General features: G+C 50.0%; 13 protein-coding genes. 12 read left to right on the top strand and 1 reads right to left on the bottom strand.

Annotated features, from left to right (window positions below; genetic code table 11):
* The first annotated feature begins 61 nt into the window (after positions 1 to 61).
* The 11 genes from HMPREF1534_RS09475 to HMPREF1534_RS09520 all read left to right on the top strand — a co-directional run bounded on the left by HMPREF1534_RS09475 (position 62) and on the right by HMPREF1534_RS09520 (position 13,654).
* Positions 62 to 1,048, top strand: a complete 987-nt coding sequence (locus tag HMPREF1534_RS09475) for an HK97 family phage prohead protease (protein WP_005940349.1) — start codon at positions 62 to 64, stop codon at positions 1,046 to 1,048.
* A 27-nt stretch (positions 1,049 to 1,075) separates the two neighbouring features.
* On the top strand, positions 1,076 to 1,987 hold the full coding sequence (locus HMPREF1534_RS09480) for a hypothetical protein (RefSeq protein ID WP_005940346.1): 912 nt from the start codon (positions 1,076 to 1,078) through the stop codon (positions 1,985 to 1,987).
* Between the two features lie 4 nt (positions 1,988 to 1,991).
* Entirely contained in the window at positions 1,992 to 2,456 is a 465-nt protein-coding gene (locus tag HMPREF1534_RS09485; RefSeq protein WP_005940344.1) for an N-acetylmuramoyl-L-alanine amidase, read from the top strand.
* A gap of 301 nt (positions 2,457 to 2,757) precedes the next feature.
* Entirely contained in the window at positions 2,758 to 3,405 is a 648-nt protein-coding gene (locus HMPREF1534_RS20985; protein ID WP_258462133.1) for a hypothetical protein, read from the top strand.
* 6 nt (positions 3,406 to 3,411) lie between these two features.
* On the top strand, positions 3,412 to 4,149 hold the full coding sequence (locus HMPREF1534_RS09495) for a BACON domain-containing protein (protein ID WP_005940338.1): 738 nt from the start codon (positions 3,412 to 3,414) through the stop codon (positions 4,147 to 4,149).
* 3 nt (positions 4,150 to 4,152) lie between these two features.
* On the top strand, positions 4,153 to 4,632 hold the full coding sequence (locus HMPREF1534_RS09500) for a hypothetical protein (protein ID WP_005940336.1): 480 nt from the start codon (positions 4,153 to 4,155) through the stop codon (positions 4,630 to 4,632).
* A 38-nt stretch (positions 4,633 to 4,670) separates the two neighbouring features.
* Positions 4,671 to 4,871 (top strand): hypothetical protein, encoded by a 201-nt coding sequence (locus tag HMPREF1534_RS0119010; RefSeq protein WP_005779428.1) that lies wholly within the window; start codon positions 4,671 to 4,673, stop codon positions 4,869 to 4,871.
* Positions 4,868 to 8,593 (top strand): hypothetical protein, encoded by a 3,726-nt coding sequence (locus tag HMPREF1534_RS09505; protein ID WP_018452409.1) that lies wholly within the window; start codon positions 4,868 to 4,870, stop codon positions 8,591 to 8,593. The genes HMPREF1534_RS0119010 and HMPREF1534_RS09505 overlap by 4 nt, the downstream gene beginning before the upstream one ends.
* Positions 8,590 to 9,051 carry a hypothetical protein gene (locus HMPREF1534_RS09510; RefSeq protein WP_005779424.1) on the top strand — a complete coding sequence of 154 codons (462 nt, stop codon included), beginning with the start codon at positions 8,590 to 8,592 and terminating at the stop codon, positions 9,049 to 9,051. Before HMPREF1534_RS09505 ends, HMPREF1534_RS09510 begins: the two co-directional genes overlap by 4 nt.
* Before the next feature lie 30 nt (positions 9,052 to 9,081).
* Positions 9,082 to 13,314, top strand: coding sequence for a hypothetical protein (locus HMPREF1534_RS09515; RefSeq protein WP_005940328.1), 4,233 nt, complete (start codon positions 9,082 to 9,084; stop codon positions 13,312 to 13,314).
* 19 nt (positions 13,315 to 13,333) lie between these two features.
* Entirely contained in the window at positions 13,334 to 13,654 is a 321-nt protein-coding gene (locus HMPREF1534_RS09520) for a hypothetical protein (RefSeq protein WP_005940325.1), read from the top strand.
* Positions 13,655 to 13,674: 20 nt separating this feature from the next.
* On the opposite strand, the gene HMPREF1534_RS20980 is transcribed toward HMPREF1534_RS09520, so the two are convergent.
* A complete protein-coding gene (locus tag HMPREF1534_RS20980; protein WP_187327029.1) occupies positions 13,675 to 14,220 on the bottom strand; it encodes a hypothetical protein in 546 nt (181 codons plus the stop codon).
* A gap of 31 nt (positions 14,221 to 14,251) precedes the next feature.
* Here HMPREF1534_RS20980 and HMPREF1534_RS20975 point away from each other — a divergent pair, with 31 nt between their 5' ends.
* Positions 14,252 to 14,557, top strand: a complete 306-nt coding sequence (locus HMPREF1534_RS20975) for a hypothetical protein (protein ID WP_258462135.1) — start codon at positions 14,252 to 14,254, stop codon at positions 14,555 to 14,557.
* Positions 14,558 to 14,559 lie beyond the last annotated feature (2 nt).

Below are 14,559 nucleotides of genomic sequence, written 5' to 3'. Positions count from 1 at the left end.
CAGACCGATTTGTACAGCCCGTTTTTTACCCTGAATTTTGTCACAAAATCAAACGAGCGAAATGGGTAAATTAACCTTTGTATTACACGATGAGTCGGTGAACACCTACGGGTTTAGGATGCTCACCAGCGGAGCCAATTTGGAGGAGTTTAAAAAGAATCCCGTGATGCTTTTGAATCACGATGATTACTCCCTGCCGATTGGCCGGTGGGAAAATATCCGTGTTGAGGGAGGTAAGATTTTAGCCGATGCCGTGTTCGATGAGGGAGATGCCCGTGCCGCAGAGGTAAAGCGTAAAGTTGAGAATGACTTTATCCGTATGGCCTCTATCGGTGCGTGGCCTCCGGAGGAGAAAAGCGATGCCTATGACCTGATGCTCCCCGGACAAACACTCCCTACCGTTACGAGATGGACGGTTCGGGAGGGCAGTGTCGTTACAATCGGAGCCAATCACAATGCGCTGGTATTCTATGACAGAGAGAGCAAACAGATTATCGACCTGAATGATAAGGGTAATCTTATCCGGTTGATAGATCACAGTAATAACCCAAAAAAACAATTAAAAATGAGCGTACTTACAGGAGTATTGAAGCTGCAGGACTCTGCAAGCGAGGCGGAAATCGTAACCGCCATTCAGGGAATCATTGCCAATGCCGACCGCTTGGAAAAAGAAAACAAGACGCTGGCCGCCGCAGTGGATAAAATGAACGAGGCCAAAAAGGAATCCCAAAAGCGGGAGGCGGTTTCCCTGACCGATGCGGCCATTAAAGACGGACGCTATGATGCGAAAGGCCGTGAGAACCTGCTGAACCTTTTCGATAAGGATTTCGAGGGAACAAAGGCTATGCTGGCAGCTATCCCGTGTCGTGCAAACGTGGCCGGTCAAATCAACACGGATAAAGGATCCGGTGTGACTCTCGGTGATTGGAAAGACAAGTCATGGGACGAACTGGATAAGGCCGGTAAGCTCGTTGAGCTGAAAGATGCCGCCCCGGACTTGTATAAGTCCAAGTTTAAGGAACGTTTCGGCATCGAACCGAATCTGTAATTATTAACCAGTAAAACAAGAATAGAAATGGCAATTCAGAAAGAAATTTGGATGGCGGCTATCGTGGAGGGCTTGTTTGCCTCCAATAGCTTCCTGAGCAAGGCGTTCAACGCCGATGAGTACGTGAACAACGGAAAAATTGTTCACATTCCGAATGCCGGTGCAGCATCCGGAACCAAGAAAAACCGAACCGAACTTCCCGCTAAGGTAACCAAAAGAACGGATATCGATGTGACGTTCCCGCTGGATGAATACACCACTGATCCGGTACTTATCCCTAACGCCGACACGGTGGAACTCAGCTATGACAAACGGGAGTCCGTCCTGCGTCAGGATAAACTCAAACTGCAGGATGATGTGGCACTCGATTTCATTTTCAACTGGAGTCCCGCCGCCGCACAGTGCATTGAAACCACCGGTGCGGAGATTGATGCTTACACAGATAAGGCCACCGGTAAGCGCAAAGGTATCTGCAAGGCAGACGTGTTGGGCTTGATGACCAAGTTCAATAATGATGATATTCCGCAGGAGGGGCGTTATTTGCTGCTGGATGCGCAGATGTACTCCCAGCTGTTGAATAGCCTGACGGAGAACGAGAACACGGCGTTCCTCGCTTCCGCCGATGCGCAGAACGGTATCCTCGGTAAGCTGTTCAGCTTTAATATCATGATGCGTAGCAGGGCAGCCCTTTACACTGCGGCCAAAGCTCCCAAAACATGGAGTACCGCCGGTGCAGCCACCGACCTCGCCGCCGGTCTTGCATGGCACGAGCAAAGCGTCTGCCGTGCGCTGGGTGAGGTGAAAGCGTTCGAGAACGAGGGTGACGCAACCTATTACGGTGATATTTATTCATTCCTTGTACGTGCCGGTGGCCGTATCATGCGGGAAGATAAAAAGGGTGTAATCGCTTTAGTGCAGGGAACCCCTGCAGCGGGATAAGGTTATGGCAGAATTGAAATATTTGGTAATCCACTGTACCGCCACGCCTCAAGGCCGTAAGGTAACGGGTAACGATATCCGGGCATGGCACACGAACCCGGTGAGTAAGGGTGGGCGTGGCTGGAAGCAGGTGGGATATACCGATATGTTTCACCTTGACGGAACGGTGGAGCGATTGGCCCGGAACAACGAGGACGCACGGGTGGATCCGTGGGAGATTACCAATGGAGCAAAAGGGTACAATTCCATTTCCCGGCACATTGTGTACGTTGGCGGTGTGGCCGCTGACGGCAAGACTCCCAAAGACACCCGTACTCCCGGCCAGCTGAAAGCGTTGGAGGATTACGTGAAAGACTTCCACCGCCGTTTCCCACGGGTGAGAATCATCGGTCATAACGAGATTGCGGCCAAGGCGTGCCCGTCATTTGACGTTCAGGCATGGCTCAGGAAAATAGGCATTAACCAATAACAAAGCAAAGAGATGGACGGTCTGATGGATTTTTTAATGTTCGCCCTGCCGGGTGGTTTTATCGGGAGCATCTTCACATGGTTTGTTGGCCGTAGAAAGCAGAACAATGATATGTTATCCCAGCTTCAGGCGTCCATCAATATGCTCAGTAGTGAGAACCGGAAGATATTGGATGAGAATATCCAACTCCGTAGAGAGAATGCCGACCTGAAAGCGAATCAGGAGGAGATGATCCAAAAGCTCTCCCGTCTTACCAAAGAGGTGGAGAGATTAAGAAAAGTAATCAATAAACAAACAGGAAATGATGAGAAATCCAATCCGAGGGGTAACCCTCGTGCTACTTATAGCCGTGTTCTGCCTGATGGGATGTGCCACGGCGAAATTAACCAAGAGCCAGCAGTCACACACGCTGACGGAACAGACGAAAAGCGGAACCACCACCGGAGTAACCGGAGAGCAGTCAGACGTGACGGCTCAGAGGACGGGGGAACTACTGCAGGGACAGACGATAACCGCCCTGACACGGGAGGGGATTCCGGAGTCGGAGGCGAAAGTGGATGTTCCGATACAGAACCTCCTTAACCTGCCGGATGGTGCTGGCTACACGACCAAAGACGGTCAGGCATCGGTAAGCGTGCAAAGGCATGGCGATAATATCACGGTTAAGGGTAAATGTGACTCTATCGCCCGGCAATGCCTTTTTTACGAGCGTGAGGTGTTCCGACAGCGCAACGAGGTGGATAGCTTAAAACGGGTTATTTCCCGGATGGAACAGACGAGCAGCCGGAGTGATGAAACCTACAAGGCGGAGAGCGATGCCGCTGAAAGTATCAAGGAAAAACCTCCCGCTACATGGTATAAATGGCTTTTAGCCGGATTCGTGGGCAGTTTGCTGCTTACCTCTCCACTAAAGAAACTAAAGAATAGAATATTAACCTTTTTAAAATAGAGAACGATGTCAAAAGTATATGTGAATGATGGATACATGATGCTCCTTGATGCCATTTATTTCAATGGTAAAAAGATCGGCAATGTTTCTGATGACGGTATCGATTGGGGCGGTGATGCCGCTGAATATATCAAGCTCTTTGCCGCACAGGTTCGTAATGCCCCGGTCAAGAAAATAAAGAAAAAGGATGCTACCAATCTGCTAAAGTTTACCCTGATTGAACTTGTTCCTCAGAACTGTAAGGACGTGATGGGCGGAACGGTGGACGGTACAAAATGGGAGGCTCCCTCGGAATCCGTTTCATTGGAGGGTACATTGAAAATCCTCTGCGGAACCGGTCAGACTATCGAGGTGAAACGCATGACGCTGGACGGTGTGGTACGTGGCAAGATTGGCGGTGATGATCCGCTGGGTATCGAATGTGAAATGGAAATGTTGAACCCGCTGGATGGAGGTTCTCCTTTCAGCTTTGATGACACGGTTCCATTTATTTCCATAACGCCCACCTCTTTGTCATTCGCCAAAGGTGGAGAAAGCAAGACGGTGGATATTGAAGCCTCCGGAGCGTTTTCCGTTGGAAAGGTTCCCGCCGGTTTCAGCCTTGAGATTGTAAACGGCAGGATTACCATCACGGCGGATGCCAATACCGGGGCTGCGAGAAACGGATCGGTAGAGTTTATCCTTGCGGCTGATAATACCAAAAAGGCCACCCTCACGTTGAGTCAGGCGGCTGGTAATGCGTAACCCATGAAAAAGAACGTGGAAATAGAGGCAGCGGAGGCTTTGCTTGATGTAGGGGTTTCCCTGCCTTTTTTGCAGTTTAAGATGCCATTCAGAAAGAAACCGGTATCGATCAGGGTAACCATGAAACGTCCCTGCTTGGGGAGTCAGATCCGGATCGCAAGGCTATACCTGCAGTTGGGTATCACATACGAGGAGATGGAGCAGTTCAACAAGCATGAGGAGATGGCGTTCCTTGCCATTCATGGCAAACGTGTTTCCAAGATGGTATCCCTGACCATCTGCCGTGGGGCGGTTTCCGGTCTATTGTTTTCCGGTATTGTCGCATGGCTCTTGAGATGGTTTGTTCCTGACAAGTACCTGCAGGGTGCTAACCAGCGTTTTGTCACTTTGCTTGGTACAAAGTCTTTTATGCGTATTATCGAATCGGTTCAGATATCCAATCCACTGAAACCGAGAGAGAGCCAAAAAAGAAAGGGGAGTTAAGAACGAAATATGTCGGATCCCATAGCCCCTTTGGTATAGTGTGGCAGATAGCTGCGGCCACCGGCTGGAGTGTAAAATACATTCTTTGGGGTGTCAATTACCAAACCCTCCGGATGATGCTTGCCGATGCGCCACATTACGAGAAAGAGAATGATAACAACCGAACCGGAAGCAAAGGCGGTAAAGGGAAACCTAAAAGCCTTTCCGGATTTTTCCAATCACGATTGAAAGAACAATGAAACCCGTTGAGATAGAATTCATAATGAGAGACAAGCTCTCTCCCGGCATTGACAAGGCGGGCAAGTCCGCCGAAACGCTGGGAGATAAGGCCGAGCAGGTGTCTAAAAGCATCACAGACCGTATTGCCGCCCAAAAAGAGCAGATCAAGTATGTTGAATCCTGTCTCAAGGATTTAAAGAAGCAATACGACAACCTTGCACCCGGAAAGGCGCAGCTGGAGATGCGTGCGGAGATAGATGCCTGTACCAAAGCCCTGCAGGAGGACAAGAACATTCTCTCCTCCCTTGAGGCGGAGCATGACAAGGCATCCGTTTCCACCAAACGGCTTTCCATGCAGCTCCGGGAGATGCAGGATGCGATGGCTCGCCTACATTTGGAGGGCAAACAGAACACCAAAGAGTATGCGGAGATGGCCGATAAAGCCGCTGTATTAGCCGATACCATCGGTGATCTGCGTACCCAAACGAATATTCTCGCCAATGATGATGCTGCCTTGCAGGGAGTGATGAGCGGTGTGAACGGCTTGTCCGGTCTATTCACGACCGCCACCGGTGTCATGGGGATTTTTGCCTCGGAAAACGAGGATCTGATAAAGATACAAACCCGTGTGCAGAGCGTCATGGCCGTCACTATGGGGCTGCAGCAAGTCATGAATACCCTGAACAAGGATTCCGCTTTTCGGCTGGTTACCGTTGTCAAGATGAAAAAGCTGCTGACGGCGGCCAATACAAAGCTGGCCGTTTCGTTGGGTATCTCCAATGCGGCGGCCACCGCTTTGATGGCCACTCTGACATTAGGGCTTTCCGCCGTAATAACGGGGCTTATCGTTCTTTGGGATAAATACAGCGATGCGCAGGAGAAAGCGGCGGAAAAGGCGAAAGAACGGGTAAAAATAGAGAGTGACGGGCGTGCCCAAATGATTAAAACCCGTTTCGAGATAGAAAATACGACAAAGAGCCTGAAAGACTTTACCGGCAGTAAGGAACAGGAAAAGGCTAAAGTCGAGGAGTTGAACCGGAAATACGGCGAGAGCTTCGGGTATTACAATACCGTTGCCGAGTGGTACGATGTGCTGATCCAAAAGAGTGATGACTATATCCAAATGCTTTTCCTGCAAGCGAAAGCCCAAAGCCTTGTGAACAAGGCGGTGGAAGCGGACGAAAAGGTGAACGAGGTAAAGGCTACTCCCGAATCCGATGTCGAGGGTTCGATGGGCTGGTTCTCTAAAATGGGACTTTATATGGCTCAAAGCGAGTCTTACGGTCAGATTGACGCTCAGACGTTGATCGAGAAACATAATAAGGAGGCCAAGGATGCAGCCGTAAAAGCCGCCGAGGAACAGCGGGACGCTTATCTGGAGGAGGCAAGGAAACTGCAGGAGGAATATGCCGAGCTGGGAAAGAAATCCGGTATCGGCGGGTTCGTGGCTCCTGAGAACAACAAGGATAAAGCGAAACCGGCCAACAACCTCGCCGAGCTGGAACTGAAAGCCCGGCAAAAGATAGAGGATCAGCGTATCGCCATCCTGAAAGAGGGATATGACAAGGAGCGTGAGGAGGCATCGTTGAACTTTGAGCGGGAGAAAGAGCGTATCAACCGTGAGGAGCAACAGCGCATTGAACTTTATAACAAGCTGAAAGCCGCCGGGGAAAAAGTTACTCCTGAGCAGCTTGCCAATATCTCGGCACAGGCCGCAACCCAGCGTATACAGGTTGCACAGATATATGATGCCACCGTTGCAGAGATTGACGGTAAGGAGAAAAAGGATAACGAGGAGAAAAAGAAGAAACAGCAGGAAACCCTGCAGGAACTTCTGACTAAATATCGTGACTATGAGGCACAGCGTGCGGCTATAAAGAAACAAGGTGATGATGATATCGCTAAATTGGAGGCGGAGCGGACTGAGGCAAACTCGGCGGAGATTGACCGGGCGATAGCCGTCGCAAGAGAAAAGGTAAAACAAGGCATCCAATCAGTGAATGATGCGGAGGCTGACAGTATCTCAAAGGACAATGATTTCTTTAAAAAGCTCTTTGGGGATTATTCTTCCATGTCTTTCGACTCACTGCAGAAACTTATCTCACAGGCGAAGCAGTTGCGTGCATATTTATCCGGCAAGGGAGATGCGAAAGGTATCACGTTCATCTCTCCGGATCAACTGAAAAACATAGAGAAAAGTCCGGCAGAACTTGAAAAGCTGAAAAAAGCCCTTGATAAATTGCTCGATACCGGCAAGGGAGGCAATAATAAGTGGGAGAACATCTTCAAGACATTTGAGAAAGGCTTTGCCGAACTCAAAGGTGCGAAAGGAGCCAAAGAGGTGTCCGGCGCAATCGGTACGATCAGCGGGGCAGCGTCCGAGGCGGCTGGTGAACTTGCCAATATGTTTGACCAGATGGGTGACAACGAGGTTGCCGATGCCCTGAACGGTATGCAGCAGGTGATGGGGGCGGTTTCCAATATCGGACAAGGTTTCGCCAAGGGTGGCTTGATCGGTGGCATCGGTGCGGCTATCGGTGAGGCCGCAAATTTCCTGACCTCGGCCTTTGCTGCGGAAGCCCGCCACAAGGAGGCTCTAAAAGAGATTGAAAAGGCAAAGCTCGATTTCCAGCGGCAATACAACCTCTTACTGCTGGAGCAGAACCTTTTGCTCGAAAAGGCGGAGAACATATTCGGGGAGCGTCAGGTAGCAAAGGCCGCTAATGCGATAGAGGTCTATCGTGATGCCCTCTCGCAATTCAAGGAAGAACTGGCCGGTGACGCTCCCACCATGAACTGGATAGAGCGCATGACGGGTGATTTTGCCGGAACCTACCGCAAACGGCTGGAGAACTATCAGAAAGGTTTTGGCGGGTTGAACGATGCGCAGATCGTTACGGGACATAAAAAAACGGGATTGTTCGGCTGGGGAAAAGGAAAGGATGTTTATAGCGGGATCCTTGATGTTTACCCTGAACTGATAAAGGCCAACGGCGAGCTGGATACGGAGATGCTCCAAGTCATTCTCGATACCCGTAAGATGAGCGATGAAACCCGGAACTATCTTGAGAACCTGATCGACCTGAAAGATGCGATGGACGAGGCGGAACAGGCTTTGGAGGATTATCTGCAGGAAACGTTCGGGAGCCTCGGTCAGGGAATGCTCGACTCCATCACTTCCGCCATCAAGGGAAGCGGCACGGCATTGGAGAATTTTGCGGATCAGGCCGCTTCCGTGCTGGAGAACCTCGGAGAGCAGATCGCATATTCCCTGTTCTTTGCCGATAAGTTCGATGACCTGCAGAAAAAGTTAAAGGCGGTATATGGAAGCGGTAAAAGTGAGGAACAGATTGCGGGTGATGCCATGCACCTGATTGATAGCTTTTATGACAATATCGGGAATAACGTTGATGCGGCTCAATCGTGGATGGAAGCGTGGAAAGACAAGGCCGCCGCTATGGGGTATGATCTTTGGAAAAACGATGAGGAAAAGACTACCACCCAAAGCGGGCGTGCCGGTGCTTTCCAAACCCTCACACAGGATCAGGGTACAAAGCTGGAGGGATTGATGACCTCCCTGCAGATGCACGATGCCTCCATCGATGAGAACGTGGAGAATATATCAGAGGGCATAGGCGGAGCATTGGAAACGATCGATAAGATAAAGACGAACACCGATGCCTTGCCAAAGATATACGATGAGATAAGGGATATCAAACAAAACGGTTTAAAGATGAAATGACAATGGATATTTTAAAAGGCTTGTTACTGATAAACGGGGTTGATGTCTTTGTGGATTATGGGGCATTCCTCGCAGAGGAGAAAGCGGGTGATACCAAGAATTACTCCGCCCTGCTGAAACCGCCATCGGCAAAGCCGCACACGGCTGTGTCATTCCGGGAAAAAGACGGGGAGAAACTGCCTGATGCGCTTTTACCCGCATGGGAGGCTCGTGATGTCACCCTGCAATTTGCGATCATAGCGGCAGACCGGGCGCAATTCCTGTCCCGTTATTCGTCATTCCTGAAATTTCTCAAGGCCGGTAATAAGGGATGGTTGACCATCAACCCTCCGGAGCTTGGCAGGAGTTACCGGATGTACTACAAGGATTGCACGGATTACACCCAGCTGACCGATTTCGGGGGTGAGGTCATCGCAAAATTCAGCGTGAAATTTCGGGAACCGGTTCCCTCGTTATAGTATTCAAACATTATTCAAACAGCGTTCAAAATGGAGCTTAAAATATACAACCAGCAAGGGGTGTTCAAGACTGCGGTATCGCCGTCAGACTCCGACCGCCACGTAAAGGAAGTGATGAATGACAATATCCTGAATTTGTCGTTTACCCTTTACGAGTACGTGGAACTGGGCGTGAATGATTACGTGGATTTTGAGGGTGAACGCTTCACGCTGCTGGAGGATTACAAGCCGGAGCAGAAATCCACCGTTGAGTATGCCTACAGCTGCAAGTTCTACGGTATAGAGAGTGAGCTTAAAAAGGCCAAAGTCCTCAAGATGGTGGACGGTGACGATGAGCTTTCCTTTTCCTATGATGCCACGGCTGCCGAACACCTGCAGCTGATATGTGACAATATAAACCGTATCAAGGGGACGAAAAATTGGGTTATCGGCGAGGTGGTGTCCTCCGCTAATGTAAACATAGAGTATGATAAGATATTTTGTTTCGATGCCCTTTCGGAAATAGCCAAGAATTTCAATACCGAATGGTGGATCGAGGGAACCACTATCAATCTGAGCCGTTGTGAACACGGCACTCCCGTATCTTTGGGGTACGGAAAGGGGCTGCTCAGGCTTTCCCGTGTGGAGAATGATACGGTTCCTTTCTTTACCCGGTTGTATCCTCTTGGCAGTACCCGTAATATCGTGGCCTCTGATTACGGTCACCGCCGCCTGCAGCTTCCGGGTGGTGTCCGTTACGTGGAAAGGAATATCCATCTTGGAATCGTGGAGCAGGCGGAGGAGGAGGCCTTTGCGTACATATTCCCGAAACGAATCGGTACTGTTACCGGTGTCAGGACGGAAGAGGCCACAGGTGAGGACGGCAATGCGTTCACTATATATTATTTTACTGATGAGGGGTTGAATTTCGATCCGAACACGTATGAGATCGAGGGGCTTGTTAAACAGGTGTCGTTTCAAGGCGGGGAGTTGAACGGGCGTGATTTTGAGGTGAATTTCAACTCCGAGACAAAGGAGTTCGAGATTATCACGCAATTCCCGTATGAGAACCAGCAGCTACCGGGCGGCCTGCTGATCCCGAAGCCGGGTGACGAGTATATCCTTTGGAACATACGGATGCCTAAAGAGTATTATCCGCTGGCGGAAAAAGAATTTGAGGAGGCCGTTCAGAAGCATATCGAGTCGATAAGCATTGATACGTCAGTCTATAAGGCTCCAACCGATTACATCTATTTGGATGAGAACCATATCGATTTGAAATTGGGGCGGCGTGTCCTTTTGGAGAATGAGATTTATTTCCCCACCGGCACTCACGAGAGCCGTGTGACCAAGATCTCCCGCCGGGTGAATAATACCACAGATATGGATATTGAATGCACGTATGCGGTTGATTACGGGCGTATCAATCAGATCGAGAGTAATATCGTGGATATTCAGGCAGCCTATAAGGAACAGCTGAATAAGGACGTGCTGACCGTATTGAAAAGCTGGGACAGTATTGATCCCACCGAGTATAACGTCCTTTCCGCCGTCCGGACAATACGCACGATCGCAAATTCCTTGAGCAAGCTGGAAAAAGAAACGGCAGACAAATACCTCAGAAAGGACATACCCGACACGGCGAAAGAGCTTGAAACCTTTTTGAAGGGGATAAAGGTTATCGGCGAGGCTCTTGTTGAAAGCCTTACGGTAGAGAAAGACTCCACTTTCAAAGGTCTGCTTTCCTCCGAGGTCTTTACTTCGGGTTTCCCCGGCGGAACCGGATGGGCATTGTTTTGGAAAGAGGTGCTTAATGCCGCAGGAGTAAAGGAAAAGAAAGCCGTCATGGAGCTGGACGAGATGACCGTCCGTGGGGTTATGCGAGTGTATGAATTTGTCATCTCACAACTGATGGGTGAGAACGGAACCCGTCTGACAACTGACATGATGCGTGTCGATCACATCGATGCGGGCACAAAGACAATCTATCTCGATACGGAGAAAGGAGTCCTTTACAACCCTTTCCGTCCGGGTGATATCCTGATGGTTCAGCGTTTTTCCGTGGATGGTATCATCAAGCAGTACGAACTGCAGGTGGTCACTGCCAAAGTCGGTGATACCTCCAAAGGAGAGGAACGGCTCGATAGCATCACCTATAAGAATTTTGTAGGCGATGAGGGTAGTGTTGTTTTTCGTGACGTGCTTACCCGTGTGGACTCCGCCACCAATTCAGACCGCAAAGGGGTTATCAAACAAACCAGCGTTGAGGAGGGCAGTCCGTATCTTGATGTCCTGTACGGGATGAAAACGGATCCTGACAACGCCGTGCGTCTCCGGCTTGGACGTCTGGCCGGTATTATTACCTATTGGTGGGGGCAGCTGCAGGGATATGGTCTGTATTCCAACAACGCCTATCTGCTGGGTGATTTCCGTCTGCGTACCGGTGAGGATGTCCGGACGAAATTCGAGATAATGGAGGGTATGCTGCAAAGTGCCATGCAGAGCGTTGTCAACACGATGACCGAGGAGGATAACTTTTTGAAAAACGCCAGCTTTCAGGATGACATGGCTTATTGGGAGCGTGAGAGTGATATGGCTTTATTTGATATCGGAGGGCAGCTGCTTGATTTAGGCGTGAATTTCTATTCCGAGAAAAACAAGGTGGCCGATATTGACTCTTTCGATGGCCGTTTCATGCTCCGGATCAAACGGAGTCACATTCGCCAGCTGAATGCGGATATCACCAAGCCGGAAGATGGCAGCGTCATATTTCTAACCTTGAAATATCATTGCGCCGAGGAGGGGAGCCTGACTGCCGGTTTCAGTGGATCCGCTCCCTATGTGGAGCAGGTTATTCCGGCTGGTGAGGGCTTTGATATACTGGAGATATCAGGAGTATGGAACGGAACCGGTGATTTTCTCCTGAAATTTACCGGTGACTTGTATATCGAGCAGCTAACCCTGACCAATCATCCGTTAGAGGATTATAAAAAAGAGGTCAGTACCAAGTTCGAGCAGACCGCCGAGCATATTCTTGCCGTGGCCGAGGAGGTGAATAAGATAGACCATACCATCAAGACCGCCGGTTGGATCACCACGGCAGACGGTAACAAGCTGTGGGCTACCATTACCGAGGTGGACAGTCTTGGCAATCGTGTCACCACGCACGAGAGCAGCTTTCACGTGACGGCGCAGCAGATCAATGCTATCGTGAGCCGTATCGATAAGGCGGAGGATGATTTGGGAATCATAGACCATACCATCAAGACCGCCGGTTGGATCACCACGACAGACGGCAACAAGCTGTGGGCTACCATTACCGAGGTGGACAGTCTTGGCAATCGTGTCACCACGCACGAGAGCAGCTTTCACGTGACGGCACAACAAATCAATGCCATTGTTAGCCGGGTGGATACGATAGACGGAACCATCAGCAAGGCTGGGTGGATTACTACTGCAGACGGCAATAAGTTATGGGCGAGCAAGACGCTTGAGAATGGTGATACGATTGTTTCCTATATCAACCAAGCGGCGGACTCCGTGACAATAAACGCCAAGCATATCAAGCTGGAGGGGCTTGTAACTGCGAATGGTAACGTACAATTCACCACGGATGGAAAGATAATCGCCAAGAACGGCGAGTTCAGCGGAACGGTTGTCGGTGTGTCGGGTTCCTTCAAATCCTTAAACTGCGTGAATAATAGCGGGGATATTGTCGGAGGCATCTCCTTTGGCAGTGATGGAAAGATGTGGTTTAACGGTGACCTGTATCATCAGGGCTATGACTATGACAAAAAACGTTCTTTCCGTTTCCATACCTCCGATGTTTGGTGTCGTGGTAATTTCGGGGCAAGGCAACGCAATACACTGGTGGTATATGGCAGTTATGGTTACTATTACGTAAATGGTTTGGATACGGAAACCGGTAAGGTATATGTCTCCCTACCCTCGGCCACGTCATCCAATAACGAGACCTATTATACCATTCCGTTATACGGAACCACTGGGGATGCTTCCGGTTTCCCTGTTGACTTGGTGATCATAAAGGTTTCAGGGACGTACCGGTATTTATTGAGCGGGATGAAAAGCCAGCGGGTAACGGTCATGAATGCGAATAATCAAAATAGTGAAATTTATATCTACTCGAATGGCAATAAGGTAAAATGGCCGGGCGGTACTATCGCTGATTGTAGGAATATAGCGGATTTCATGAGTCCTTCACCGGCTTCTAACTTATTAGGCAGAGGATGGATAGTGGGCGCAATGAATGATAATAACTGGTAATAATAAAAAGGAGGTATTTATGAAAGTGAATTTGAATGTTCCCTTTATGAATTATAAGGGGTTGGTGATCACGAAAAAGGTAGAGGGTACGGATGTGGAACAGGAGCAGCTGATGAAAGATGTCATTGCTCCGATCCTATTCAGTGGGGAGTGGAGAGATGAGAGGGTGAATGCTTTGAGTGGTGATGAAAAAATCCGTGCTTATAGCTTGAGCCTTAAGATCTATCAATCCACCGGAGATATCGAAATCTCAGCGGAGGAGGCTCTAATGATAAAAGAAGCCGCATTGGTTTTGAGCCCCGGCGGTTACGCACAAATTGTCAAATTGATAGACGGATAAGTTATGGTACTGACAGAAGCTCAATTGCAGGAAATCGCTAAACGTGTGCGTGCGATCATCCGAGCCGAATCCAAAGGCGTGGGTGATCTACCGGTGGCCACCTCGTTGGACGGGCTTCTCTCGCTTCCGGCTTTGCGCTTTAACGGTGGCGTGCCGGAAGTAGTAGAGGCTCCTATCTCCAAATTGCAGGACGTGGCATTGGATGCGGTCAGCGGGGCAACGAAAGCCGCCAATGAAGCCGCAGTAAAAGCCAACACGTCTGCAGGTAATGCAGATAAGGCAACCACAGCGGCCAATAACGCTGCCAAAAGTGCCAATGATGCCGCCGGTACTGCCGGAGCAGCTACCGAAGCGGCAAAGAAAGCCACGGACGCAGCCAACGGAGCCGCCTCCAATGCCACGAATGCCGCCACGAAAGCGTCCTCCGCAGCTGATACGGCGAATAAGGAGGCCAGCTCTGTAAATGCGGCCAAATCGGAAGCTCTTGCCGCTGCCGCCCGTGCGAGCAGTACGGCCACCGCTGCAGAGGCCGAAATCGAGAAAATGAAGCAGCTGCAGGAGTCCATATCAGGTGCTGCTTCATTGGCTCCCACGAGAATGGAACTGACCTACACGAAACGCATCACCCAGCGTAATCCTTACGTTCAGCGTATCGTGGCCAAGATGTTCCCCTCGTACTCCCTGCAGAATGTTTTGTTCTTGGGTGATGACGTGGCCGTGAGCGTGGATCCCGCCGGTGTCGTTACTCCACTCAAGAACGGAACGAGCCGGATCCACGTGATCCCGACACAGGCCACCCACTTGTACAAGACCATAAACGTGACGGTTCAGGCTCCGTCCGTCCGCCTTACCGGAGGCGGTAAAATCCGGGTTGACAGTAAAGGCAGAATACGTTTAACTTAAAA

Source organism: Phocaeicola massiliensis B84634 = Timone 84634 = DSM 17679 = JCM 13223, assembly GCF_000382445.1.
In the GTDB taxonomy this organism is placed as follows: Bacteria; Bacteroidota; Bacteroidia; order Bacteroidales; family Bacteroidaceae; genus Phocaeicola; species Phocaeicola massiliensis.
This window is presented reverse-complemented; position numbering and strand designations above follow the sequence as displayed.